Origin of the sequence: Caballeronia sordidicola (assembly GCF_001544455.2) — a bacterium.
Taxonomy (GTDB): Bacteria; Pseudomonadota; Gammaproteobacteria; order Burkholderiales; family Burkholderiaceae; genus Caballeronia; species Caballeronia sordidicola.
In genome coordinates, this window is record NZ_FCOC02000008.1 from 1 (window position 1) to 24,980 (window position 24,980).

The 24,980-nt window shown below is 60.4% G+C and carries 20 protein-coding genes; 8 read left to right on the forward strand and 12 right to left on the reverse strand.

What is annotated here, in order from left to right; genetic code table 11:
* The first annotated feature begins 380 nt into the window (after positions 1-380).
* Complete coding sequence (locus AWB64_RS14675; protein WP_063493217.1) at positions 381-1,991, forward strand: MFS transporter; 1,611 nt, start codon at positions 381-383, stop codon at positions 1,989-1,991.
* 114 nt (positions 1,992-2,105) lie between these two features.
* Here AWB64_RS14675 and AWB64_RS14680 read toward each other — a convergent pair whose 3' ends face one another.
* The gene (locus tag AWB64_RS14680) at positions 2,106-3,275 is read right to left on the reverse strand and encodes a YbfB/YjiJ family MFS transporter (protein ID WP_063493218.1); all 1,170 of its coding nucleotides are present in this window, start codon (positions 3,273-3,275) and stop codon (positions 2,106-2,108) included.
* Positions 3,272-4,180, reverse strand: a complete 909-nt coding sequence (locus tag AWB64_RS14685) for a LysR family transcriptional regulator (protein WP_060856169.1) — start codon at positions 4,178-4,180, stop codon at positions 3,272-3,274. Before AWB64_RS14685 ends, AWB64_RS14680 begins: the two co-directional genes overlap by 4 nt.
* A gap of 117 nt (positions 4,181-4,297) precedes the next feature.
* On the opposite strand from AWB64_RS14685, the gene AWB64_RS14690 reads away from it, so the two are divergent.
* Positions 4,298-5,533: an MFS transporter gene (locus AWB64_RS14690; RefSeq protein WP_060856170.1), complete on the forward strand. Its 1,236-nt coding sequence runs from the start codon at positions 4,298-4,300 to the stop codon at positions 5,531-5,533.
* 62 nt (positions 5,534-5,595) lie between these two features.
* Here the strand turns inward: AWB64_RS14690 and AWB64_RS14695 are convergent, their stop codons facing one another.
* On the reverse strand, positions 5,596-6,414 hold the full coding sequence (locus AWB64_RS14695; protein ID WP_060856171.1) for an isocitrate lyase/PEP mutase family protein: 819 nt from the start codon (positions 6,412-6,414) through the stop codon (positions 5,596-5,598).
* Positions 6,415-6,529: 115 nt separating this feature from the next.
* Positions 6,530-7,426, reverse strand: coding sequence for a LysR substrate-binding domain-containing protein (locus tag AWB64_RS14700; RefSeq protein ID WP_060856332.1), 897 nt, complete (start codon positions 7,424-7,426; stop codon positions 6,530-6,532).
* Positions 7,427-7,545: 119 nt separating this feature from the next.
* Here AWB64_RS14700 and AWB64_RS14705 point away from each other — a divergent pair, with 119 nt between their 5' ends.
* Positions 7,546-8,808, forward strand: a complete 1,263-nt coding sequence (locus AWB64_RS14705) for an MFS transporter (protein WP_060856172.1) — start codon at positions 7,546-7,548, stop codon at positions 8,806-8,808.
* A gap of 29 nt (positions 8,809-8,837) precedes the next feature.
* On the opposite strand, the gene AWB64_RS14710 is transcribed toward AWB64_RS14705, so the two are convergent.
* The 5 genes from AWB64_RS14710 to AWB64_RS14730 all read right to left on the reverse strand — a co-directional run bounded on the left by AWB64_RS14710 (position 8,838) and on the right by AWB64_RS14730 (position 15,903).
* A complete protein-coding gene (locus AWB64_RS14710) occupies positions 8,838-11,090 on the reverse strand; it encodes a xanthine dehydrogenase family protein molybdopterin-binding subunit (RefSeq protein WP_060856173.1) in 2,253 nt (750 codons plus the stop codon).
* A gap of 19 nt (positions 11,091-11,109) precedes the next feature.
* The gene (locus AWB64_RS14715; RefSeq protein WP_060856174.1) at positions 11,110-12,114 is read right to left on the reverse strand and encodes an FAD binding domain-containing protein; all 1,005 of its coding nucleotides are present in this window, start codon (positions 12,112-12,114) and stop codon (positions 11,110-11,112) included.
* Positions 12,115-12,126: 12 nt separating this feature from the next.
* The gene (locus tag AWB64_RS14720) at positions 12,127-12,699 is read right to left on the reverse strand and encodes a (2Fe-2S)-binding protein (protein WP_082850494.1); all 573 of its coding nucleotides are present in this window, start codon (positions 12,697-12,699) and stop codon (positions 12,127-12,129) included.
* 268 nt (positions 12,700-12,967) lie between these two features.
* Positions 12,968-14,521: a D-arabinonate dehydratase gene (locus AWB64_RS14725; protein WP_060856175.1), complete on the reverse strand. Its 1,554-nt coding sequence runs from the start codon at positions 14,519-14,521 to the stop codon at positions 12,968-12,970.
* A 44-nt stretch (positions 14,522-14,565) separates the two neighbouring features.
* Positions 14,566-15,903 (reverse strand): MFS transporter, encoded by a 1,338-nt coding sequence (locus AWB64_RS14730; protein ID WP_060856176.1) that lies wholly within the window; start codon positions 15,901-15,903, stop codon positions 14,566-14,568.
* Positions 15,904-16,049: 146 nt separating this feature from the next.
* On the opposite strand from AWB64_RS14730, the gene AWB64_RS14735 reads away from it, so the two are divergent.
* The 5 genes from AWB64_RS14735 (at position 16,050) to AWB64_RS14755 (ending at position 21,281) form a co-directional block, all read left to right on the forward strand.
* On the forward strand, positions 16,050-17,003 hold the full coding sequence (locus tag AWB64_RS14735) for a LysR family transcriptional regulator (RefSeq protein WP_060856177.1): 954 nt from the start codon (positions 16,050-16,052) through the stop codon (positions 17,001-17,003).
* Positions 17,004-17,071: 68 nt separating this feature from the next.
* On the forward strand, positions 17,072-17,977 hold the full coding sequence (locus tag AWB64_RS14740; RefSeq protein ID WP_060856178.1) for a LysR family transcriptional regulator: 906 nt from the start codon (positions 17,072-17,074) through the stop codon (positions 17,975-17,977).
* A gap of 248 nt (positions 17,978-18,225) precedes the next feature.
* On the forward strand, positions 18,226-19,554 hold the full coding sequence (locus tag AWB64_RS14745; protein WP_060856179.1) for an MFS transporter: 1,329 nt from the start codon (positions 18,226-18,228) through the stop codon (positions 19,552-19,554).
* Positions 19,555-19,575: 21 nt separating this feature from the next.
* Complete coding sequence (locus AWB64_RS14750) at positions 19,576-20,598, forward strand: amidohydrolase family protein (RefSeq protein ID WP_060856180.1); 1,023 nt, start codon at positions 19,576-19,578, stop codon at positions 20,596-20,598.
* Positions 20,599-20,612: 14 nt separating this feature from the next.
* Complete coding sequence (locus AWB64_RS14755; RefSeq protein ID WP_060856181.1) at positions 20,613-21,281, forward strand: RraA family protein; 669 nt, start codon at positions 20,613-20,615, stop codon at positions 21,279-21,281.
* Here AWB64_RS14755 and AWB64_RS14760 read toward each other — a convergent pair.
* The 3 genes from AWB64_RS14760 to AWB64_RS14770 are packed head-to-tail and all read right to left on the reverse strand — an operon-like array spanning position 21,278 to position 24,787.
* Complete coding sequence (locus AWB64_RS14760; protein ID WP_060856182.1) at positions 21,278-22,405, reverse strand: aminotransferase class I/II-fold pyridoxal phosphate-dependent enzyme; 1,128 nt, start codon at positions 22,403-22,405, stop codon at positions 21,278-21,280. The two genes, AWB64_RS14755 and AWB64_RS14760, sit on opposite strands and share 4 nt — an antisense overlap.
* Positions 22,405-23,808 carry an FAD-binding oxidoreductase gene (locus tag AWB64_RS14765; RefSeq protein ID WP_082850502.1) on the reverse strand — a complete coding sequence of 468 codons (1,404 nt, stop codon included), beginning with the start codon at positions 23,806-23,808 and terminating at the stop codon, positions 22,405-22,407. The genes AWB64_RS14760 and AWB64_RS14765 overlap by 1 nt, the downstream gene beginning before the upstream one ends.
* Before the next feature lie 7 nt (positions 23,809-23,815).
* A complete protein-coding gene (locus AWB64_RS14770) occupies positions 23,816-24,787 on the reverse strand; it encodes an isopenicillin N synthase family dioxygenase (protein WP_060856184.1) in 972 nt (323 codons plus the stop codon).
* Positions 24,788-24,980: the final 193 nt, after the last annotated feature.

Consider the following 24,980-nt stretch of genomic DNA (forward strand, 5'->3'; position numbering starts at 1 on the left):
AAACAGAGATTGATAAAGTCAAAACCCGACATCTCTAAAAAGTTTGAACCCCGACATCTGAACTTAGCCTCGACATTTACCGACATTTGAACTTAACGGGGACATTTACGTGTGCGAACTCGAGCGGCTCAAAGTGATTCAAGCTGTGATAGACCGGATGCTCAAGCTAAAGAAAACCGGATTCATTTGGCCTTCTTGAGTCCAAGACAATAATCGTCTGTCCACGCAGCCAGTCCCATTATTCGCGTTTCCCGACAGATGAATTCGCATTGCCTTCCTTTATCCACGACGTTGACATCCCTAGGATTGACGCACTCGCAGGAACGGGAGAAACCCGTCGCGCCGCTCCTGTATTGCATGAACCCTAGGGAATCTTATCGATGCTCCAGCGCACCACGCATGCTTCTCCAACGGCGCCCTCGTCAAAACGAGCCAAAACCCTTGTTCTCATTGCGGTGATTTTGGCCTGCATCAGCTTGCCTCTGAGTCTTTCCGCGGGACCTGCCGCTCAGACATTCATCGGTCGAGACCTTGCGGGAGGCACCGTTGCGCTTTCCTGGATCACCAACGCGTTCATGCTCGCCTGCGGCAGCACCTTGATGGTGGCCGGCGCGCTTGCCGATCACTATGGCCGCAAGAAAATCTTCTTCATCGGCATGCTGGTCATGACGGTCGTTTCGCTTCTGATGCCGCTCGCCCCAAGCGTCTTGTGGCTCGATTTCCTTCGCGTCCCGCATGGTCTTGCGGCGGCGTGCGCTTATGCCGGCGGCGTATCCATGCTGGCCCAGGAATTCGAAGGTCCCGCACGCGTCAGGATTTTCAGCCTTATAGGAATCGCGTTTGGCGCAGGCCTGGCCTTTGGCCCGACTCTGGCCGGTATCCTGATCGCTTCTTTCAGTTGGCATGCGGTCTTTCTCAGCAGTGCGCTTATCAGTGGTATTGCGCTGGTCCTGTGCATTTTCTTCATGACGGACAGCAAGAATCCTTCGGCGCATGGTCTTGACTGGGCAGGAGCCGGCACCTTCACCCTCATGTTGACGCTCTTCACCTTCGCAGTGGTTGAAGCCCCAGTGCATGGATGGACGAGTCCGCTCGTCCTGGGACTCTTTCTGGCGAGCGCTCTGGTGCTGGCCCTCTTTGTCGTGATCGAGATGAGAGTCTTGAATCCCATGCTCGATCTCAGCCTTTTTCGCTATCCGCGCTTCCTGGGCGCACAACTTCTGCCGCTTGCGACCGCGTATTCGTATATCGCGCTGCTGGTTATTCTGCCGCTGCGGTTCATCGGGATTGAAGGACTCAATGCACTCGATGCTGGCATCCTGATGCTTTATTTCTCGGCGCCCCTGCTCTTTATTCCGTTCTTTTCGGCGATGCTTACCCGATTTATTCCGGTCGGCATCCTTTCGGGTCTGGGCATGCTCATCTCGGTCGCGGGCCTCTTTTTATTCACTCAGGTGCCACTCGGAGATCATGGCGTCCTGATGCGCATGGATCTGGTTTTGATCGGGCTGGGTGCTGCCATCCCATGGGGATTGATGGATAACCTCGCCGTCAGTGTCGTTCCCAGCGACAAAGCCGGTATGGCTGTTGGTATCTTCGGCGCCTTGCGCGTTTCGATTGATAGCACGGCCATGGCTATCGTAGGTTCGTTGCTGGCATTTTTTGCGCGCCAAACCCTGACCAGAATCAGGCCCGATCAGAATCCGGACACGCTGGCGTCAGGTGCAGCGCAGCTTGCTGCCGGAACGCTGGCGAAAGCCGGATCGATCCTTTCGGACTTCGATCATGCACACCTGCTTCTCGCCTATGACCTTGCGTTCAAGCAGCTTCTTTGGGTCGCGATTATCCTGACCCTGATTGCTGCCGTCCTGGTCTTTGCGCTGCTTGGGCGGGTTCGTTCCGACCACGGAGAAGTTAAAGCCGATAAGGAGGACGAAACGCATCGTGGGATAGCTGCGCCGTTGGCACAAGAATCGCCTGCCCTCGATTAATGAATTCCTGAGTAGCACCCCCGCGCTGAGTCATGCATTACTCCCTGCACTTAGGCCTCGGGGCAGCTAAATGCCCAAGGTCTTGCGCGAAACTCCGCATCATCTGCCCTGATCTCAGCCACGCGAAATATTCGGACGCACGCATAACAACGCCGCCACGGCGAGCGCTGCCGCCGCCGTCTCAAGCGACGTTGCGAACGAATGATGCGATGTGTACATTGCATTGGCGACAAGCGGTCCGACTATCTGCCCAACGCCGAAGCACGCGGTCATCATTGCAAGAATGCTGATGCGCATGGTGTGCGCGACGCGACGCGCGGCCAGCATCGCAATGGTCGCGGTGCCCATGAACGTCCCGCCTACGATCAATGCACTGCCAAGATACCCGATGGGGTTCGCAGCTAGCACCGGCAAGACAACGCCCACCGCCTGCAGCGCTAGATTCAGAAACAGTGCCCGCCTCGTGCCAAGCCGCATGTGGACCGCATGCCATACAAAGCACGACGGTATGGCGCCCAGACCAAACAGTGCCCAGACCTGGATTGGATCGATTGAACCAATAGCGTCCCTGACGAAGAGCGGCAGATAGGTTGCTGTGATGATGTAGCCGAAGCCGGCAAGTCCATAGAGCGCTATCAGCGGTTTCGCGCCAAGCGCGGGAAAGGACTCGTGGCCGTGTAACGCAGCACGCGTTTGCGTGTCGTGGACCGGACGTGCATCGAGACCGGGTAGCGCAACTGCCCCGAGGACCACCGCACCGGCAGCCAATACCCACCAAAGTCCTGCGCTATGCAGGCCGGAAGCACGGCCGGCGACGAGCATTTCGGACGACAGCACAATGCCGATGCCCACGCCTGCATAGAGCATGGGCGCGCCGCGTGTGTGACCGCGATGCTGCAAGAGCCAGAGAGAAGCCGCCACCATGGTGACCGCGCTGACAGCGCCCGTCATCCCGCGCATGGCGATGATCAACCAGGGCGCATTCAACAACGCCGTCACACCGAGACAAACCGCGATGCCCACAAGCGCAAGCATGCACAACCTGCGCGAGTGCCGCGGATGAACGGCCGCAGTCAGCAATGCCCCAGCCAGATAACCGGCATAGTTGGCGGAAGCGGCGAGCGTTCCCTGATGCACGGTAAGCACTGCATCGCTGACCATGACCGGGTAGATGCCTGTAAAAGCAAACCGTCCGAATCCCATTCCAACCGCCATGACGAGCGCGGCAACCAGCGCGGCCATACCCTGGCCTGCAGTCGATGAAACCTGCCGGATCGTGCTCATGACAATGCCCCTTTGGTGGACCGAAGCTTTGGCATGAATGGCGTAAGCGCCTCGCGCAGTGCGTTGTATGCAGCGGTCTGATATCCACTTCGATAGACCAGCCACGTATCCACTTTCGCGACGACGTGTGTGCGGAACTTCGGTGGTTCGCGCAGCAGCTCGAGCACGCTGCGCGGTACGAGCGACACGCATCCCCCCGCCGCTACGCATGCGAGCATGCTGTGATACGAACCGACCTCCTGGATGTCGGGTGGCGATGCGCCCTGCCCGAGCCACTCTTCGGCGAGCACGCGATAACTGCAGCCCTGCGCGAATGCGGCAAGCGAACGCACGGCAACGTCCTCGCCCCGGCGAACCACGCCATGTCCGGGCGGCAGCACCAGCAGTATCTCTTCGCGAAAGACCGGTTCGCCGTGAAGTCCCGCAGCCTCCAGATCCGATGCCGATGTCATGTCGCCACAAGGCGGCAACGCCGCGAACGCGCAATCGATGAGACCAGTGCTCACTTGTTCAAGCAACTGCCTGGAAGGCGCCGTCGAGATCCGGAGCTGGACCTCCGGATACTGGACGTGAAGCGCTGCAAGCGGACCGGGTAAACGAGCCGCCGCCGTACTTTCCATGGTGCCGATCCTGAGCGTGCCCGACGGTGCTTGCGGGGCGAGCACCTGCCGCGCTTCGTCGGCAAGCGCGAGCATGCGGTTCGCATAGCCGAGAAAGCGTTCGCCTTCGGCACTTAGCGTCAGCCGATTGCCATCGCGCCGAAACAGCGCAACACCCAGCTCTTCTTCCAACTGCTGGATTCGCGTCGTGACGTTCGATTGCACCCGGCCAAGCCGCTTGGCCGCGCGGGTCACGCTGAGTTCGGCGGCAACGACACAAAAAATGTCGAGAGTCGTATGGTCCACTTAAATCTCTGATAGAGAACGATGTAAACATATTATTCCCAAATAGAGATAATATGCAAGCCACGTACTTCTTTTCGCGGTCACTGATCAACGCTCCCACGGACAATCGAGGTTTCCATGAATCAGCAAGCAGCCGGCGTACTCAGCTATGCCGAGCGCAACGCGCCTTATTGGCGGCGCAATCTTTTCGTCTGCGTGTTCGGATCCTTCACGACCCTGCTGAGCCTGAGTATGTTGTTGCCGTTCCTTCCGCTATACGTCGAGCAGTTGGGCGTGCGAACGCCATCGGCAATCGTGCAGTGGTCGGGCGTCGCCTTTGGCGCGACGTTTTTTGGCACTGCGATTACGGCACCGCTCTGGGGCCGTCTTGCCGACCGGTACGGGCGCAAGCCAATGCTGGTGCGCGCGGCGCTCGGCATGGCTGTCGTGATGTCCTTGATCGGCCTGGTTCATAACCTGACCGAGCTTGTCGTGCTGCGTTTGATGGCCGGATTGATTGGCGGTTACGCATCCGCGTCAATAGTCATGGTCGGCACACAAGTTCCGCGCGAACGTTCAGGATGGGCGCTCGGCGTGCTGTCTACAGGTGCGCTCGCCGGCAATCTCGTGGGGCCGCTGGTCGGCGGCTTTCTGCCTACATGGGTCGGCATCCGCGGAACGTTCTTCGTAGGCGGCGCGATCATTGCGGTCGCTGCCATTCTCACCATCTTCGTGGTCCGGGAGAACTTCGATCGCGCCATCGACACAAGGAAACGGACCAACCCGGGTGTGGCGTCGTTGCCATCCGTCAATCGCGGGGTGATCGCCGTGTTGCTCGTGACGGCAATGATGGTGTTGCTGGCAAACATGTCGATAGAACCGATCATTACCGTCTTCATCGAAGAACTCGGCGTGGCCGGAGATCACGTTTCACGCATGGCAGGCATTGTGATGGCGGCCTCGGCGTTCGGCAGCATGCTGACCGCCGCACGGCTTGGCGCCCTCGCTGACCGGATTGGAAGCGCCAGGGTAATCATTGGATGTCTGGCCGCAACGGCCGTGGTCCTCGTGCCGCAGGCGTTTGTCACCCAATGGTGGCAGCTTGCCATTCTTCGCGGCCTGATGGGCATGTCGCTTGCCGGATTGCTTCCATCGATTGCGAAGGAAGTGCGGCATGCAGTTGCCGATCACAACTCGGGCAAGACCCTCGGATTCCTGCAGTCCGCTCAATTCAGCGGACAGGTCATTGGTCCGTTGATTGGCGGCCAGATTGGCGCACATGTCAGCTTGCGCGCTGTGTTTTTTGTGACTGCAGCCCTGCTGCTCGTTTGCGCGGGTTTGAACGGGTGGACGAGGCGCGAAACCGTGAGATAGAAATGGCAAGGCGAGTTCGCTTCAGCGTGAAGCGAACGTGCTGTTTTCATGCGAGCGCGTGCTCAACCGCCAAATTGTGCGTTCAGCGTCTTGCCGGGCGCCGCGCCCTCAAACCCATCGAAACGCCCTTCTGCCAGCAACTCGGCTGCACGCATGAAACCTCCCCATGCCGCGCGCGCCAGCGCGCCTCCCACGCTCACGCGCCGCACGCCGAGGGCCGCGATCTCGTCCACGGTCAACTCGCTCGCAGACCCAACCAGCAGATTGACCGGCTTTGGCGCAACCGCCGCGACTACGGCCGCAATCTGTTCACGCGTGCTGATTCCCGGCGCATACAAGCAATCCGCGCCCGCGTCCGAATACGCTTTTAATCTCGCGATAGCATCCGCCAGATCCGGCCGCCCGGCGATGAAATTTTCCGCGCGGCCCACGAGCAAGGTGTCCCCGCCTGCTGCATTGATCGCCCTTCGCGCAGCCCGCAATCGCTCGACCGCAACGTCGATGCTATATAGCGGTTCGTCGGCATTGCCCGTCGAATCTTCGATCGACAATCCGGCCGCGCCTGTCTCGATTGCCAGGCGTACGCTTTCGGCGACGCCGTTGGCATCGGTGGCATAGCCGCTTTCGAAGTCCGCGTTGACCGGCAAATCGGTCGATGCAACCATGTTCCGCAGATGCGTCAGGATCAGGTCGCGCGCGACGGTGTCGTCCGCGTGTCCCTGCGACCATGCGAAGCCGGAACTGGTGGTCGCCAGGGCCTTGAAGCCGAGGCTTTGCAGATACCGTGCGCTGCCGACGTCCCAGGGATTGGGGATCACGAAACAGCCTTCTTCATGAAGGGTACGAAATACAGCGCGTTTTTCGGCAATAGATCGGGTCATTTGAAGTCTCACTATTAGCGCATGAAAGTCGGGCGGTTGCCCTGAGAGGAATACTAAGCGCTTCCTTCTCCACTGTGCGATTTTCGCGGTAATGCGCTCCACGCGGGGCGAATCATCAAGCAGTCCGCGCTTCACACGTTCGCAATGGACGCTCGACCGGCGTATCGAGGACAAGCCGGCCGAACTCCTTAGCTGCCAGCGTCTTTTCACCCTTGCCCCACAGCAGCCTGAATTCGGCCTCGGGCAATGCGGGCAGGCCGTACTGCCCGTCGATGACGGCGATCCCCGGTTCCAGATCGTCACGCGTGAACACGGTAACGCCCAGTCCCGCCATCACGGCCGCACGAATGCCCGATTGACTCGACGACGTAAACGCCACATGCCAGTCCACGGCCAGGGCATCGAGCGTTTCGACAGCCACGCGCCGGTTCACGCAAGGCGCGGGAAAAAACGCCATCGGCAGCGACGCACCCTCGCGCAGTTCAACCGATTCAGCCGCGACCCAGACAAAACGCGTGCGGCGCAACACGATGCCTTCGTCACCGCTCTTGCGCTTATGGTCGCGTACGCACAAGACCACGGCGAGATCGAGTTCCTGCGCGTCGACCATGGCTTCCGAATCGATACTCATGCCAACACTGACATCGAGCCTCACGTTCGGAAATGCCCGCGAGAATTGTGTCAGCAACACGGGCAGGCGTTCGCCCATGAAAATATCGGGCGCGCCGAAACGCACCACGCCTGATGCCGGCGACGAATGAAAGCGCTGCGTAACCGCCTGCATTGCGTCGAGTATTTGGGTGGCATACCGCAGGAAATCCGCACCGTCTTCCGTCAGCGTGAGCGCGCGCGTCGTTCGATAAAGCAACAGCCTGCCAACTTCTTCTTCGAGCCGGCGGATCTGGTGGCTAATCGCAGATTGCGTGAGATTCAAGCGCCGCGCGGCCTTGGTGAAGCCGCCCGCTTCGGTGACAGCAATAAATGCACGCAGCAAGGCAGGATCGAGATTCACGATAAATCCGATGATGAAGTGATTTAATGAATGATAGTAAATTAAATCATTTCCGTCATGGCGGTGATTTGCCGAGAATGGGACTGACACTTTCGTACATCCTTTTCCGGTAGATCCTCATGGATGATTCGCGTCACGGCTTGCGGCCCGTCGTGCTCACACTGCTGTTGAGCGCCGTGATTGCCGCGACCTATGGCTTCGGCGTCTATCTGTTTCCGGTCGTATTGCCGGAAATGAAACACGAGATCGGCTTCGGCTACGCGCAGGCCGGCTATATCACCGCAGCCAGGCAGATTGCGAATGTCGCGATGGCCTTGCTGTCCGGGCTCGCCGCATCGCGTTTTGGCGCGGCCAGAGTCATGCTCGCGGCCACCGCACTCTCGGCCGTGGGACTTGCGTGTCTGGCATTCGCTCAAGACGCGTGGCTCGTGGGCGTGGTGATGGTTGCACTCAACGCATGTGCGGCGGCGACCTGGGTTCCCATGATGGCGCTCGTTGCTCCATTGATCGATGAACGGCATCAGGCAAAAGCCATCGGCGTGATTGGCAGCGGCACCAACTATGGCGTACTGCTCAACGGCCTTTTGGTGCCGGCGTTGATGGCGTTATGGGGATGGCGTTCAGTCTGGCTCGCAACCGCATTGCTTACGGCGGCACTCAGCGTTGTGATCGTGCTGCTGTTTGCGCGGCTCGGTACGTCAAGGCAAGCGGCGAGCGCCCGGCCACGGACAACACGTCCGCGCATGGAAGTACGCTCGATGCTGTCGCGGCGCTGGCTGCTCGTCTATGCCATTGCGCTGCTGTCGGGCTTCGCGGGCGTTCCCTTCGTCACCTACTTCTCGGCTTACGCACACGACGACCTGCATCTCGGACTCAACGTCACCGCGCATGCCTGGGCCCTGGTAGGGCTCGCCGGTGCGGTGAGCGGCCTGGCGCTCGGCATGATTGGCGACGCACGATCCGCTGCCGGACAACGGCAACGCGACGGCATGCGCACGGCGCTGATAAGCGCAAGCATCCTGTTGCTGTGCGCATCGGCGATAACAGCATCGCGGCCCGGCGTTCTTGCGCTGATGATCGCGGCGGTCGCGTTCGGCTTTTCGTTCTTTCCGCTTTTCGGACTGCTTCATGCTTATGTTGGCAAGACGAGCGCGCCGGCATTCGCGGCTATTGTTTGCGGCGTCTGCGAAGCGTCGTTTGGTGTGGGCGGCGCAGCGGGCAACCTGATCGGTGGCCTGTGCAAGAGCGTATCCGGATCGTTTCAACCGGTTTATGTCTGCGCCGCCATTGCTTCCCTTCTTGTTGTGGGACTGACGTGGTTTGTGCCGGGCGTGCGGCGAGCGCCACAGGCCAACCCATGCGCGCTCGCGAACTTGCGTTGAAGGTCGAAAGTCGAAAGTTCGAATACCGCCTAATTTTGCGCGTCGAGCAGATCCTCGATCATCACCGGCAGCCTTCTTACCCGTACACCCGTCGCGTGATAAATAGCACCCGTGATCGCCGCCGCGATGCCCGCTAACCCGATCTCCGCGATACCCCTTGCCCCGAGCTCGTTGAAGATCGTATCGGGATGATCCAGGAACGTGACATCGAGCCTGGGTGTATCCGCATGAGACGCCATGATGTAGTCGGCCAGATTGCTGTTGATGGGCGCGCCCGTGCGTTTGTCGTAACTCGTGTGTTCGAACAGCGCCATGCCCACGCCCATCACAATCGCGCCTTCTATCTGGTTGCGCCCTGCCTTCAGATTGAGGATGCGCCCGGCGTCGATTACCGTCGTGACGCGGCTCACCCGCAGTTGTGCGATTTCCGGCTGCCACGTGACTTCGGCGAAATGAGCGCCATACGAATGGATCGAGTATTTCTTCTTCAGCGGATCGTCGAAGCCGCCCTTCGCGCTCGCGCTTCCCGAGGCGGCATGCATCTTTGCGGCGCCGAGAATCTCGGCAAAAGGCACGCCGCGCTCAGGCGCTTCGTTCTTCGAATGCACGCGGCCATTGCTGAACGCGAGCGTATCCGCCTTCGCGCCTTCGAATGGCGAGCCGGAGACCGAAGCCGCGCGTTCGAGTACAGCCTTGATCGCCGCGCGCGCGGCATCGGAGACGGCTGGAATCAACGATGCCGTCGCCGCCGAGCCACCCGAGATCGGGCCACGCGGCAAAGCGGTGTCGCCCAGTCCGACTTCGATCCTGTTCAGCGGCAAGCCGGTTTGCGCGGCCACGAGTTGCGCAAGAACGGTGTACGTTCCCGTGCCGATATCCTGCGTCCCGCACACCACCCGCGCGGTCCCATCGGCACGCAGATCCACGGTAGCGTCAGCCGAAAATCGTATGCCGGGCCAACTGCACGCGCCTACGCCCCAGCCGAGTGTGAGCCCATCGCGTTTCATTGAACCAATGCCCGGCGTGCGTTGCGCCCAGCCAAATTTATCGGCGCCGGTTCGCAGGCATTCCGCCAGATGACGCGATGAAAACGGCAGGCCGCTGCTTTCATCCACGCTCGGTTCGTTTTTTAGGCGCAGTTCCACGGGGTCCATATTCAGCTCGGCCGCCAGTTCGTCCATGGCCGATTCGAGCGCGAACAATCCCGGCACCGCGCCGGGTCCGCGCATGGCGGTCGGCGACCCCACATTGCGTGCAACCGTGCCCGCTGTCACACGCAGGTTCGGCGTGCTGTAAAGACCCGGCGTGGCCTCGCCACAATCTTCTGCGTAGGTATCGAGGATCGACGTGTGGTTGAGATAATCCTGCCGGATGGATGTCAGCGTACCATCCTCTTTCGCCGATAAACGCATGCGCTGCTGCGTGAGTGGCCGGTGTCCGACGTTCTGGAACATCATCTTGCGATTGAGCACCAGCTTGACCGGATGCCCCGTATGACGCGTCGCGGCAGCGGCAAGCAACGAGTGCGGCCACATCCACAGCTTGCCGCCGAAGCCCGATCCAAGATAACGCGAGATCACCCGGACCTTTTCCTTAGGTAAGCCAAGCATCTGCACGAGCGTGCCCTGATGATTGGAAATGGCCTGCGTGGTTTCGTAGAACGTGTAGGAATCGCCGTCCCAGTAGGCAACCGTGGCGTGCAGTTCGATCGGATTGTGCGTCTCGACCGGCGTGACGTAGGTTTCATCTATCTTCACGGGCGACGCATCAAATGCGCTGGCCGCATCGCCACGTTCGCTTTCCACATCCGATTCTTTGGCGCTCGCAAGCGTGGTGCTCACATCGTGCTCCGATGTTTCATAACCGACCTTGATCGCCGCCGCCGCGGCGCTTGCGGCCTCGAAAGTATCGGCAATAACCAGCGCGACGTACTGTCCGTAGTAGCGGATCACATCGTCTTCGAACGGCGGGCGCGCTTCATCGACAAAACCTGTGTCCATCGAATTGCCGGCGATCCGATAAAACCGCCCGATATTCCCCCGATGCAGCACCGCATGCACACCCGGCATGGCTTCGGCAGCGGCGAACTCGAGCGACACAAGCTTGCCGCTCGCGATGGTGCTGCCCACTGGAACCGCGTGCAGCATGTCCGGCAAATCGACATCGGACGTATAGGTTGCTTCACCGCTGACTTTCAGCGGGCCATCGATGCGCGAATGCCCGCGGCCAATGACGTCATGAGCGTCATGAACTGCCTGCGATGATTCAGATATGGTAGACATGGAGCGTTCCTTTATGCGGTCAGGTTGAACGCGTGACGAGCGTCAGCGCATGCACAAGGCAGCGTTGCGCGAGCTCAACCTTGAAGCCATTTTCAGATTGCGGCTGAGCCTGGGCCAGTGCGTCGCTTGCCGCGCGCCTGAAGCTCGCGGCATCTGGCGTGGCCGATGCAAGCGCGGCTTCTGCTTCGCGCGATCGCCAAGGCTTTGTGCCGACTCCGCCGAGCGCCACGCGCGCATGGCTGATATGGCCATCGGTGACACTGACCACCACCGCCGCCGAGACCAGCGCAAACTCATACGACGCACGATCGCGCAGTTTCAGATACAGCGAGCGGCTGCCTGTTGCTGGCGGCGGCAACGTGACATGCGTGATGAGATCGCCGGGTTCGAGCATGGTTTCGCGCTCCGGCGTATGACCCGGCAGCAGGAAGAAATCGTCGATGGCCACGCTGCGTTCGCCGCGCGTCCCCTGAATATGAACCACTGCGTCGAGCGCCATCAGCGCCACGTTCATGTCGGACGGATTGCTTGCAATGCATGAATCGCTGACGCCTAGAATGGCTTGCGTGCGGTTGAAGCCGTTGATTGCCGCGCACCCGGATCCGGGATTGCGCTTGTTGCAGGCCATTGCGGTATCGCGGAAATAGACGCATCGGGTGCGCTGCAGCAGATTGCCACCGGTCGTCGCCATGTTGCGCAATTGCGCCGATGCACCGGCAAGCAGCGCTTGCGACAGCACCGGGTAAGCATCGTGAATCAGCGGATGGTTGGCGAGATCGGCATTGCGCACTGTCGCGCCAATCTTCACACCGCCGTCGGCCGTTGCTTGGACCTCGCCAAGCGGCAAGCGGCTGATGTCGAGCACCCTGCCCGGCCGTTCCACGTTCAACTTCATCAGGTCGAGCAGCGTGGTGCCGCCCGCAAGAAAACGCACTTCGGCGCCTTGCTGCGCCGTGTGCGATGCAGCACCGTGCTTGATCGCGTCCTGCACGTCGCGCGCGCGGGATAGTTCGAAGAGATCCATGGCGGCGGCTCCTCAGGCTTTGCCGCGCACGGTCTGGATCGCCGCGACAATGTTCTGATAAGCGCCGCAGCGGCACAGGTTGCCGCTCATGGCTTCGCGCACGTCGGCGTCGCTCGCGCCGACAGGTTCGCCGAGTAGCGCGACCGCCGACATGATCTGCCCGGACGTACAGTAGCCGCACTGATAGCCATCGCACTCAACGAACGAGGCTTGCATGGGATGCAGCGCGTCGGAACTGCCGATGCCTTCTATGGTGGTGATATCGTCGCCCGCGTGGTTCGCCGCGAGACACAGGCAAGAATTGACGCGGCGTCCGTTGACGTGCACCGTGCACGCGCCACACTGCCCGTGGTCGCATCCCTTCTTGGTGCCAGTAAGGTGCAAATGCTCTCGTAATGCGTCGAGCAAGGTGGTGCGAGGATCGAGCGACATCGCGTAATTTCTGCCGTTGACTGAAAGCTCGACGGCAATAGTGACGGATTCGGTCGTACGCGCAGTCACGTTCTGATTGTTCGATACCGGCGCTTCGGCTTTGGGCCCGACCGTTTCATCCAATAGGCGCGTGGGGGAAGACTGGACATTCATGGCGGAAATCTCCTGGCTGTGGGGGCATGGAGAAGTCGGTTGCATCGAACGCACTCACGCGACTGGCAGTCAGCTTACCGATGCGTTGCCGGTAACTGGCGGGTGCGTGTGGAAGCCCCAAAATTTGCGTCGATGACCAACGACGTGGCTAGTATAAGCAGCCATTTGCAACTCTGCTAATTCACATTCCCAAAGGCAGCGGGAACGTTTTTTGATGCGGTATCGAATAAAATAATGGCGCGTTCTCAATGACGCGCCATTTGGATTTTTAGGTAATCGCACCAATTTGCCACGGGACGAATTCGTTCTGCCCGTAGCCATGCACTTCGCTCTTCGACAACGTGCCCGACGCTGTTTCCAGCATCAGTTCGAAAATCTCCTGACCGAGTTCATCGACGCTCTTTTCACCGTCGAGAATCGAGCCGCAGTTCAAGTCGATATCTTCTTCCTGACGCTTCCACAAAGCAGTATTCGTGCTGAACTTGAGCGACGGCGATGGCGCGCATCCGTATGCGGAACCGCGTCCCGTCGTGAAGCAGATAAGGTTTGCGCCGCCCGCGACCTGCCCTGTCGCCGACACCGGATCGTAGCCCGGCGTGTCCATGAACACGAGGCCGCGCGCACTGACATGCTCGGCATACCGATATACATCAACAAGGTTCGTTGTCCCGCCCTTCGCCACTGCGCCGAGGGATTTCTCGAGGATCGTCGTGAGTCCGCCCGCCTTGTTGCCCGCCGACGGATTGTTGTTCAGGTCGGCGTTCATTCGCGCGCAATATTCCTCCCACCAATGAATGCGTTCGATCAGCTTGTCGCCCACTTCCTTCGATACTGCCCGCCGCGTCAGCAAGTGTTCCGCGCCATAAATCTCAGGCGTCTCAGAGAGGATGGCCGTGCCGCCGTGCGCGACAAGACGATCGACCGCTGCGCCGAGCGCGGGATTCGCCGTTATCCCCGAATAGCCATCCGATCCGCCGCATTGCAGGCCGATCACGAGATGGCTTGCATCGACACGTTCGCGCACCACTTCGTTTGCGTCCCCGAGCATTACCTTGATGGCTTCAATACCCGCCGCAACCGTGCGCGCCGTGCCGCCCGTTGCCTGGATCGTCATGGTCTTCAGTCGGGCGCCTGTCTGAAGATGCTGTTCCTGCAGGAGTCCATCGATCTGATTGGTCTCGCAGCCGAGCCCGACCATCAGCACGCCGGCAAAATTCGCATGCCGCGCATAGCCACCAAGCGTGCGGCGAAGCATCTGCAGCGCCTCGCCTTCGGAGTCGACCGCGCAGCCCTGACCATGCGTGAGCGCGACCACGCCATCCACGTTCGGAAACGCGGCAAGCGCTTCGGGATGTACGTCACGCCGAAAATAGTCAGCAATAGCGCGCGCGGCTGTGGCCGAGCAATTCACGGACGTAAGCACACCGATGTAATGGCGCGTCGCGATTCGTCCATCGGGACGGCGGATGCCCAGGAAGGTCGCGGGCTGCGCTACACGTTGCGTGGGTTTGGCGTCGGCGCCGAACGCATAGTCGCGAGCGAAATCGCCCATCGCGAGGTTATGCACGTGCACATGCTCGCCCACTTCAATGTCACGCTTCGCGAAGCCTATGATCTGTCCATAGCGACGCACCGCCTGACCTTGCGCGAGCGCCTTGACCGCAATCTTGTGCCCGGCCGGAATCAGGCCGCGAACCGTAACGTCGCCATCGGCGAGTTGCATGCCGGCGACAAGCTGATGGCGCGCGATAAGCACGTCGTCGACAGGATTGAGGCGCACCGTCGCCGAATTTGCAGTGGCTGTTTCGATTACCGATTTCATGTTGGTTTCTCCGTCGTTCGCGCGATAGTCCGCGTCACTGCCCCTCAGCGCGAGGCCGTTTTCGATGCAGCCAGTTGCCCTGCTTCCTGACGGCGCCCTCGCATACCGATACTCAACAGCAGCAGCACGCCGATCACACCCGCCACCGCGAGCGCGCCCATGCCCGCGCGCTGACTCTGAAAGAGGGTCTCGACCGCGGTCTTCAACGTGGGCGCAATGAAACCGCCAAGGTTGCCCAACGCGCCGATCAACGCGATACCGCTCGCTGCCGCCGTCCCGCTCAGATATGCCGTAGGCAGTGTCCAGAACAGCGGCTGCACGACCACGAAGCCGATGGTGGCCACGCAAAACGCGAACAGCACGGGCACGAGATGCGTGCCCATCGTCGAAAATCCTATTCCCGCTGCCGCCATGACCAGCATCAGCACCGCGACTTCACGATGCTTGCCGCGTGCATCGGCATAACCCGTCACGAAACGCAACGCCACTAGCGCACAGAACCACGGAATCGCAGTGAGAAAGCCCACCTTTGCGCCTATTGCCGTGCCGGTCAGTTCGGAGATGCGAGTAGGCAGATAGAAGATCACACCGTACACGCTGACCTGGATCGCGAAGTAGATAGCGACGAAGCGCAGCACGTTCCAGTTGCCGAGCGCGGCAAGCGCAGTCGTCGGACCATGCGCCACCTTGTGGCGATCCTCCGCCGCGATGGCCGATTCGAGCGCATCTTTTTCGGCGTCTGTCAGCCACTTCGCGTGACGTGGCTTGCTTACAAGATAGAAGAACGCGATCACGCCCACAACGGACGCAGCCAGCCCTTCGATCAGGAACATCCACTGCCAGTTGCGCAAGCCGAGCAAACCGCCCATGACTTCCATCAGATAGCCGGACAACGGACTGCCGAGCACGAGCGCGACCGGCACGCCAAAGTAATAGATGCCGAGCGCCTTGCCGCGTTCTCTCGCCGGAAACCAGTACGTTGAATAGAGGATCACGCCCGGAGAAAAGCCGGCTTCCGCCACACCGAGAATAAAGCGCAGCACGTAGAACGCCGTCTCGTTGTGCGCGAACATCATAGCCGCCGACGCAATGCCCCACGTGACCATGATGCGGCTCAACCAGAGCTTCGCGCCAACACGATGCAGCATCATGTTGCTCGGAATCTCGAACACCGCATAGCCGATAAAAAAGATCCCGGCGCCCAGCGCAAACGCGGCATTACCAATGTTCGAATCGACCTGCAGCGCCTGCTTGACGAAGCCGACGTTGGACCGGTCGAGCATGGATAGCGCGAACATCAGCGCGAGAAAAGGTGTCAGGCGCAACCGCGCTTTGCGCACGGCGCTCGCCAGCGGCTGGGACGAGAGTGCCTGGGTCTGCATGTGTGTTGTCTCCATCGTGAGGACGCCGGATCCGCCCCGGTCTATTGATCTGGCATCACTCTAAGCCAACTCGGGAATAAACATCCAATCGCTTATTGGCTACAATCGATTCCATCCGGTTATGAGTCGATACAGGTTAACCCTCCATGTCGAAACCTTCCGCGCTGGTTTTATCGGCCATTCTTGGCCGTCTGCGATACCGACACCTGCAGTTGCTCGACATTCTGGGACGCACGCGCAACATGCGCGTCACCGCCGAGCAGATGCATATGACGCAGCCCGCAGCGACCAAAATTCTCGGCGACATGGAAAGCCTGCTCGACGCGCCGCTGTTCGAGCGGCTGCCGCGCGAGATGAGGCCGACCGAACTGGGACATCTTGCCTTGCGGTATGCAAACACCGCGCTCGGCGATCTCGGGCGCTTTGTCGGCGAGTTCGCGACGCTGAAAAATGGCGGCTATGGACACATCACGGTCGGCGCGATTTCAGCCTCGGCGGCGCAACTGGTGACGGCCGGTATTGGCGAGATCCGCCGAATGCGGCCGCAGTTGGTCGTAAAATTATTCGAACTCAGCAGCGATCAACTCGCAATCTGGCTGGACGAAAAGAAGCTGGACGTCATGGTCGGCCGGCTGACCGAGCCGCGTCATCATGCGTTGTTCGACTTCGAGGTACTCGCCGCCGAACCGGTCTGCGTGGTGGCGGGAAGCCATCATCCGCTACTGAAGAAGCGCAAGCTGGAACTGGCCGATCTTGCCGAATGGCCCTGGATTCTTTATCCGCAGGCCACTGCGATAAGGCAGTTATTCGAGGAGACGTTCTCGGCCGCGGCCATTCCTGTACCGGTCGGGATGGTGGAACTGACGTCGATTTTTTCCGCGCTGGAACTCCTGCAGGCCACCGACATGATTTCATTGCAGCCACAAGCCGCTGTCGAAAAATATGTGAATCACGGCTTGCTGGGACAGCTTCCAGTTCCGATCCGCCGCATCATGACCAGTTACGGAATCGTGACGCGCAAGCATGAGACGCCCGCGCAGCCGGTGCAGGAATTTATCGGCATATTGCGGTTGCTGGCAGCCGGAAAGGAGAATCCTTGAGCGTTGCCTCGTAACCCTTTGTGCCAGGGCCAACTCATGACCGAACAAACGCTTAAAGTCGAAACACCATGAATCTGCGCCATCTGCACGCGTTTGTCGTACTTGCGGAAGAACTGAACTTCAGCCGAGCGGCGGATCGACTGCATGTCGCACAGCCGGCGCTCAGCCAGCAGATTCGCGCGCTGGAGGACCGGCTCGGCACGCAGCTCGTGGATCGGGGCAGCCGTCCGCTGCGGCTCACCGAAGCAGGGAGCTATCTGTGCATCGAGGCGCGGCAGATCCTTGCATCGTTCGATCAGGCCGCGCTCGGCACGCGTGAAATCGGACTCGGCTTGCGCGGATGGCTCGGCATAGGCTTCACCCGTTCGTCGATGTATAGCGTGCTGCCGCCCGCGCTCAAGGCGTTCCACCTCGCCTATCCCAACGTGGAACTGAAGCTCTTCGAGATGCTCACCGAAGAACAGACCGACGCGCTTCACGAGACGCGGATTCATATCGGCATCGGGCGGCAGGTTCAGGACATCGCAGGCTGCACGACGCTGCCGCTGTTGCATGAGCGCGTAACCGTTGTGCTGTCGCCCGACCATCCGCTTGCGCGCGCAAAGTCCGTGCGTATCGCGCAACTCGCCGATACCCCGCTGGTCCTCTACCCGAAGCATTCGAACGGACAGTATTCGCGATTCGTGGAGTCGCTTTATCGGAATGCGGGCGTCACGCCGCATATCGCGCATCAGGCCTATGAAATCCAGACCGCCATTGCGCTGGTTGCGGCCGGACTGGGTGTGACGTTCGTGGGTGAGTCGGTCGCGCGGCACGGCCGCTCCGACGTCGTCTATGTGCGCCTGAACGCGCCTCTGGCTTCCCAGATCACGACGCTGTCGGCGAGCTTTCGCAGCGACGACACGTCATCCCATCTTCAGGCCTTCCTCAAGTGCCTGGCGCCCGTGCCCCGGAAACCGCGCGCCGCACTATAAGAAAATCATTATAAAAAGATAAAAACACGGTCTTGGACGCGCGGTGCGCAGGTTCGTAACATGGCTATACCGGTCATGCACTGGATGCAGCACAGCGCCCGCAGCAGTTCTGGTTTTCGCATGGCAAACCAATTGGCGTTCACGGCGGACAACGCGGCATCGCCCGCGGGAATACGCTCGCCTCTGCCATAAGCGAACCATACATATGACGCCCGGTCCACGGGCGCCCGAAAAGACAGGAGACGTCGATGATCGACCCAATTGAAAGCGCGACTATGCGCAAGGTTTACGGCCGTCTCATGCCGTTGCTCTTCGCCATGATGTTCTTCAATTACCTGGACCGGATCAACATCGGCTTCGCCGCGCTCGACATGAACAAGCAGCTCGGCTTCAGCCCCGCTGTCTTCGGCTGTGCGGGGAGCATCTTTTTCTTCGGCTACATGCTGCTCGAAGTCCCGAGCAATCTCCTGTTGCACCGGCTCGGCGCGCGGCGCTGGATCGCGCGGATTCTCCTGACATGGGGCGCTGTGGCAGCCGCTACCGCGTTTGTCTTCAGCGAGTCGAGTTTCTACGTGCTGCGCTTCCTGCTGGGCGTGATGGAAGCGGGCTTTCTGCCCGGCGTTGCCGTGTATCTCACGAAGTGGTTTCCGTTGCGCTACCGGGCGCGCGCGGTCGGCGGCTACATCATCGCGGGATCTTTTTCGGCGGTGCTGGGCGGCCCTATTTCAACCGCGCTGATGACCTACGCGAACGGGCCGCTCGGCCTGCAGGGATGGCAATGGATGTTCATCCTGGAAGGCGTTCCCGCCATGCTGCTCGGTCTCCTGACCTTGCGCCTGATGACCGAGCGCCCCTCGGAAGCGGCGTGGCTCTCGCCGGAACAGCAACACTGGCTCGAGTCCACGCTCGCGAAAGAGCGCGAAGCGCTCGGCGCAGATAAACATTTTCCGATGCTGCGCGTAGCCAGTGACATCCGCGTATGGAGCCTTGCCTGTCTCTTCGGCTGCGCGCTCGTGGGTATCTATGGCCTCTTCCTGTGGCTGCCGCAGATCGTGAAGAGCCTTGGTCATTTGAGCAACCTCGAAGTCGGATTTCTTTCCGCCATGCCGCCGCTTCTTGGTGTTGTCGGCACGATGGTCATCAGCCGCAGTTCCGACCGGACCGGCGACCGGAAAAAGCATCTTGCCTTCGTCTACGGAATGAGCGCGCTCGCCATTGCAGGCAGCGCGTATGCGCCGAATCCGGTGATCGCCTACGCGCTGCTTTGCGTGACGGGTCTCTTTATCTATGCCGGAAATCCGCTGTTCTGGAGTCTCGCCTCGTCGTTCAGGACGGGCGCCGCGGGTGCTGCGACCATTGCGCTGATCAACACCATCGCGCAGTTCGGCGGCCTCGTTGGTCCCTGGAGCATCGGGCTCGTGCGCAACGCGACCGGCAGCTTCAAGTTAGCCCTGCTGACCATTGCGGCCTTCCTGATCGTGGCGACCATCATTGCGCTGGTAATGCGGGTGAAGCCATCGGAAGACGAACACGACTCGCTGCCTGCGGGCGATTCCCCTGCGGGACATCTTCATTAAGCCTCGATCTGGAAACCAGCAATGATTATCGACTGTCACGGCCACTACACGACATCCCCGCCCGAGCATGAAGCTTGGCGGGCAGCGCAGATTGCCGCGCTGAAGGACGGACTCCCACCGCCGCCGCGCCCGGTCATTTCCGACGAACAGATACGCGAGAGCATCGAGACGGGACAGTTGCGCATTCAGCGCGAGCGCGGCACCGACCTGACGATCTTCTCGCCGCGCGCAGCCGGCATGGGCCATCACCTGGCAGGTGCCGAGGCCAACGCGCGCTGGTCGCAAGAGAGCAACGACCTGGTTCATCGCGTCTGCTCGTTGTTCCCGCGCAACTTCGTAGGCGTTTGCCAATTGCCGCAAGCGCCTGGCGTAGCGCCTTCGAATTGCATTGCCGAGTTGCGCCGATGCGTCGAGGAACTCGGATTCGTTGGATGCAACCTGAATCCCGATCCTTCCGGTGGCCATTGGAGCGGCTTGCCGCTGACCGACCGCTCCTGGTATCCGCTATACGAAGCGATGGTCGAACTCGACGTGCCCGCGATGATCCACGTGTCGTCGTCATGCAATCCGAATTTCCATGCGACCGGCGCGCACTACATCAATGGCGATACGTCCGCATTCATGCAGTTGCTGACAGCCGATCTGTTCGCTGACTTTCCTGCGTTGCGTTTCATCATCCCGCATGGCGGTGGCGCAGTGCCGTATCACTGGGGCCGGTATCGCGGGCTCGCCCAGGACATGAATAGGCCTTTGCTGAAGGACTATCTGCTCAAGAACGTGTTCTTCGATACCTGCGTGTATCACCAGGCCGGCACCGACCTGCTGGCGAAGGTCATACCTGTCGAGAACATCCTGTTCGCATCGGAGACGATTGGCGCGGTTCAGGGCATCGATCCCGAGACAGGCCATTACTACGACGATACGCGCCGTTATATCGACGCCATTGAATGGCTGACCGACGACGACCGCCAGCGCATTTACGAAGGCAATGCGCGCACCGTATATGCGCGTCTTTCGAACCAGCTTACCCGCCAGTTTTCCTGAAGGAGATGACAGTCATGAACCAACCTGGATGGCGTCGCAATGCATCCGCTAGCCAAGCGAGTCCTGAAATACTCGAAGTCCTGCGCGGCCTTGCCGTATCGCTATTGAGCGACAACATGGCGCGCGTGAGCGGCACGACAGGACTCATGCCTTATCACAAAGCCAGGCCGATGGCCGGGACGGCAGTGACCGTGCGCACGCGTCCGGGCGACAATCTCGCGATTCATCGGGGCTTCGATTTTTGCCGCCCCGGAGACGTGCTCGTGATCGACGGCGGCGGCGACGTAACACAAGCGCTCATGGGCGAAATCATGGCAACCTACGCCGAAAGCCTCGGGGTGCAGGGGCTGGTGATCGATGGCGCAATCCGTGACGTCGGCGCATTAAGCGCGCATGACTTTCCCGTTTACGCACGCGGCGCCACGCATCGCGGGCCGTATAAGAACGGGCCCGGAGAAGTCAACGTGCCGGTGAGTGTGGGCGGCATGGTCGTGCATCCGGGAGACATCGTGGTCGGCGACGAAGACGGCGTCCTCGCGATTGCTCCCGGAGACGTGAGCGCGGTGATCGAAGGCGCGAAGCGACAGGCGGGCAAGGAAGCCGCCGCGCTTCGATCCATCGCCGAGGGACGTTTCGACCGCGCGTGGATTGAAGCGCAAGAGAAAAAGATGATGGGCGCTTAACCCGCTGTGCGGCGCCGCTTGAACGAGTCGATAAACAACGCGTTGTCGACGGCGCTTCCTACCGATACCCGCATGCACGTCTCATAGCCCGCTTCACGCCACGGCTTCACGATCACGCCATCGGCGAGCATGCGCGCGGCGAGCGCCGCAGCGTCCTCGCCGCAATCGAAGAAGAGGAAATTGGCGAGTGAAGGCGCGGGATCGATGCCGAGCGCTTCGAGCGCAGCTCGCATCTGCGCTCGCCCAGCGCGCGCATCTTCCACGCTCGCCGCAACATGTCCCTCATCTTGAAACGCGATCGCAGCCGCTTCCTGCGCGATCTGGTTGATGTTGAACGGCGTGCGCACGCGGTCCATCAGGCCCGCCAGTTCCGGCGCCGACGCGATCCCGTACCCCACGCGCAGCCCGGCAAGCCCATAGGCCTTCGAAAAAGTACGCAGCAGCAGCCATGGCAGTCGTGTTTCACGCAGTATCGCGAGGCTGTCGGGATAATCTTCTTCGTTCTCAGCGTACTCGAAATAGGCCTCGTCCCATAGCACGAGTGTATTCGGCGATACCGCGTCCAGCAGCCGTCGCATCTCCTTCGCGTTCATTGCACAACCAACGGGATTGCTCGGATTACTAACGATCAACATTCGCGTTTGCGGCGAGAGTGCGGCAATCAACGCGTCGACATCGAATTCAAAATCGAAGCGCATGGGCACAGTGATGACATTCGCGCCGACGCTTTGCGGATAAATGATGTGCAGGCCGAACGATGGCACCACGGTGACCACGTCTTCGCCCGCGGCTATAAACGTATGCGCCGCAATGGCAAGCAAATCTTCCGAGCCGTTGCCAAACAAGATCTGTTCAGGTTCGACGCCCAGCTTGTCCGCAATCATTGCGCGCAACACGCTGCATGAAGGATCCGGATACAGCGCGAGCGAAGCAGCGGTCGTCCACTGGGTGAGATGTGCCAAAACCGCCGTACTTGCCCCGCGCGGGTTTTCATTGCTGCCGAGTTTCGCGACGTGCGGCACGTCATAACGCGTCCGCACGGCGTCGCTTGAAAGACCCGCGTTGTAAGCAGGCAAGCCACGCACTTCAGCACGCAGTCCGTCCATAAAACCTTTCACGCTCATTAGATTCCTTCCTGATTATCCGCCGCGGGCAGCACCTTGCCTGGATTGAGAATGCCGCGCGGGTCGAGCGCGTGCTTGATCGCACGCATGCACGCGAGTTCCGCGGGACTGCGCGAGTAGCCGAGAAATGACCGCTTGAGCAAGCCAATCCCGTGTTCCGCGGATATGGAACCCTTGTAGTCGCGCACCATGCCATATAGTGCACGATCGACCTCCTCCACGGTGACACCGGGAATCGATCGGGCGTCGAGCGTGACGTGCAGATTCGAGTCGCCGATATGCCCGAAGTACACGCCATGATGCGTGGGCCAGCGCGCCCTAAAATCCCTGCGACAGGCATCGACGAAATGCCCGATCTCGCCTATGGGCAAACTCACGTCGAAGTTGATCGGTTCCAGTTTCACCGGCAACTCCGCCGTTGCTTCACGGATCGCCCAAAGCGCTTGCGTCTCGGCTTGCGACTGCGCGACCACCGCATTGAGCACCACTCCGGCTTCAAGCTGCGCGTTGAGCGCCGCAGCAAAGCGCTCGCCGTGGTCATCGGAAAAACCCGCCTGCTCAATAAGCGCGTACAACGGATACGCATTGCCCAGCGGCGATTGTCCCGAACGCGTCAGCGATACACCGAAGTCGTAAAACTCCGGCCACATGATTTCGAATGCGCCTATTTCATCGCCGAACGTGGATTGCAGCGCGCGCAACAGCGCAACCGCGCCGTCGTAGTCATTCAATGCGCATAGCGCCGTGCTTCGAGCCGCCCGACGCGGTTTCAGGCGCAACACCGCGCGCGTGATGATGCCGAGCGTCCCCTCTGATCCAATGAACAGATTGCGCAGGTCGTAGCCCGTATTGTTCTTGACCATCTTGTTCATGGAACTGAGCACGCTGCCATCGGCGAGCACGGCTTCAAGACCCAGCACCTGCTCGCGTGCCGTGCCCGACTGCAGCACACGAATGCCGCCCGCGTTCGTGGCGAGATTGCCGCCGATCTGGCAGGAACCTCGCGCGCCGAGATCCAGTGCGAATTCGAAACCTGCGGCTTGCGCGGCGTCCTGGACAGTCTGCAACGTGGTGCCGGCAAGCACCGTCATGGTCGCGGCTGCCCGGTCGAGTTCTTCGATACCTACGAGCCGTTCCATCGAAATGCAGACGTCTTTGCCCGAGGGAATGGAGCCGCCGGCCAGGCCCGTCATGCCGCCTTGCGGCACGACACTTTGATGCGCCTCATTGCAAAGCCGCAAGACGTCCGAGACCTCGCTTACGGTTCGCGGCAACACAACCGCCAGCGGTGCAACTGCCGAACGCCCGCTCCAGTCGCCAAGATAGCGCGGCTCGATTGCATCGCCGGAACGCACCGACTCCGGACCGAGTACATCAATCAGCTTTTGTACGATCGGCTTCATTGCATGCTCAGCCATTAGCGCGCTTCTTTCTATAACCCATTGAGTCGTTGATGCGCCCGAGTATGTAGTCGCCTGCCGCGACCGGAACATAAAGCGGCGGTGCGCCATCAAGACCAAGGTCTCGAGGATCGACGCGTGCGCCGTAGGTTGGATCGTAAAACGTGGCGATCGAATAACGCTCCTTGCCCGAACGATTGATCACCCGATGCAGCGTGGAACGAAAGCGGTCGTTGGACCATCGCGCAAGCAGATCGCCGACGTTCACCACCAGCGTGCCAGGAATCGGCGGCGCGTCGATCCAGCTACCGGTGGCAAGCTCCTTCACCTGCAAGCCGCCTATGTTGTCCTGCCACAGAAGCGTAATGCAACCGTAGTCCGTATGCGGCGCCACACCGAACTGGTCGGCGTCGGACTTGGGCGCTTGCGGCGGGTAATAGACCATCTGCGTGCGCTGCATGCGCTTCGTGTACTTGTCGGCAAAAAACGCTTCATCGATATCCAGGCTCACCGCCACTGCCCGCAATAAATCCGCGCCACAGGCGCCGACGGCTTCGTAGTAGCCGTACAGCGCGGGACGCAACGACGGCATAAAATCCGGCCAGTTGTTAGGACCCCGCAAGGCTTCGCCCGCGAGCACGCTGGGATCGTCCTCGGGCAACTCCAGGCCGATGCTGAAAAATTCCTTGTAGTCGGGCTTGGTCGCCTGATACATGACGGCGTCGCCAAGCGCATTGAAGCCACGGTGCCGATGATTCACCGCCACGCGACGCTTCACTTCCGGCGGATGCGCAAAGAATTCGCTTGCGCCCTTAACTGCGCTATCTAGCACGTCCGAAGGCACGCCATGATTGCTCACATAGAAAAAACCGATGCTTGTGCACGCATCACGGATAGCAGCAGCGGCTTCTCGCAAGCCGACGGTATCGTGCGCGCGAACAGCCGCCATATCGACAACAGGAATATGGGAAGCCAGACTCATCCGTAACTCCAGGGTTGATGTCAGGTTTGCAAACCGTCGATACCGCACGCTCGAAACTCAGGGACGTACGGTGGCGGGCGGTATATACACCACGTACTTACTACGTCAGATCCGTCGTGACGCGCGTTGGTAGCAACGACCTGCGTATAAGTCAGGACCACGCGCAAGACCGCGTCAACATTGTCTGTATATA

Coding starts and splice junctions, on each gene's coding strand:
- AWB64_RS14725 (WP_060856175.1), bottom strand. CDS start 14,521: ATGAAATCGGTAATCGAAACAGCCACTGCAAATTCGGCGACGGTGCGC.
- AWB64_RS14710 (WP_060856173.1), bottom strand. CDS start 11,090: ATGTCTACCATATCTGAATCATCGCAGGCAGTTCATGACGCTCATGAC.
- AWB64_RS14695 (WP_060856171.1), bottom strand. CDS start 6,414: ATGACCCGATCTATTGCCGAAAAACGCGCTGTATTTCGTACCCTTCAT.
- AWB64_RS14690 (WP_060856170.1), top strand. CDS start 4,298: ATGAATCAGCAAGCAGCCGGCGTACTCAGCTATGCCGAGCGCAACGCG.
- AWB64_RS14765 (WP_082850502.1), bottom strand. CDS start 23,808: ATGAAGCCGATCGTACAAAAGCTGATTGATGTACTCGGTCCGGAGTCG.
- AWB64_RS14750 (WP_060856180.1), top strand. CDS start 19,576: ATGATTATCGACTGTCACGGCCACTACACGACATCCCCGCCCGAGCAT.
- AWB64_RS14740 (WP_060856178.1), top strand. CDS start 17,072: ATGAATCTGCGCCATCTGCACGCGTTTGTCGTACTTGCGGAAGAACTG.
- AWB64_RS14730 (WP_060856176.1), bottom strand. CDS start 15,903: ATGCAGACCCAGGCACTCTCGTCCCAGCCGCTGGCGAGCGCCGTGCGC.
- AWB64_RS14705 (WP_060856172.1), top strand. CDS start 7,546: ATGGATGATTCGCGTCACGGCTTGCGGCCCGTCGTGCTCACACTGCTG.
- AWB64_RS14675 (WP_063493217.1), top strand. CDS start 381: ATGCTCCAGCGCACCACGCATGCTTCTCCAACGGCGCCCTCGTCAAAA.
- AWB64_RS14745 (WP_060856179.1), top strand. CDS start 18,226: ATGATCGACCCAATTGAAAGCGCGACTATGCGCAAGGTTTACGGCCGT.
- AWB64_RS14755 (WP_060856181.1), top strand. CDS start 20,613: ATGAACCAACCTGGATGGCGTCGCAATGCATCCGCTAGCCAAGCGAGT.
- AWB64_RS14680 (WP_063493218.1), bottom strand. CDS start 3,275: ATGAGCACGATCCGGCAGGTTTCATCGACTGCAGGCCAGGGTATGGCC.
- AWB64_RS14770 (WP_060856184.1), bottom strand. CDS start 24,787: ATGAGTCTGGCTTCCCATATTCCTGTTGTCGATATGGCGGCTGTTCGC.
- AWB64_RS14720 (WP_082850494.1), bottom strand. CDS start 12,699: ATGAATGTCCAGTCTTCCCCCACGCGCCTATTGGATGAAACGGTCGGG.
- AWB64_RS14760 (WP_060856182.1), bottom strand. CDS start 22,405: ATGAGCGTGAAAGGTTTTATGGACGGACTGCGTGCTGAAGTGCGTGGC.
- AWB64_RS14715 (WP_060856174.1), bottom strand. CDS start 12,114: ATGGATCTCTTCGAACTATCCCGCGCGCGCGACGTGCAGGACGCGATC.
- AWB64_RS14735 (WP_060856177.1), top strand. CDS start 16,050: ATGTCGAAACCTTCCGCGCTGGTTTTATCGGCCATTCTTGGCCGTCTG.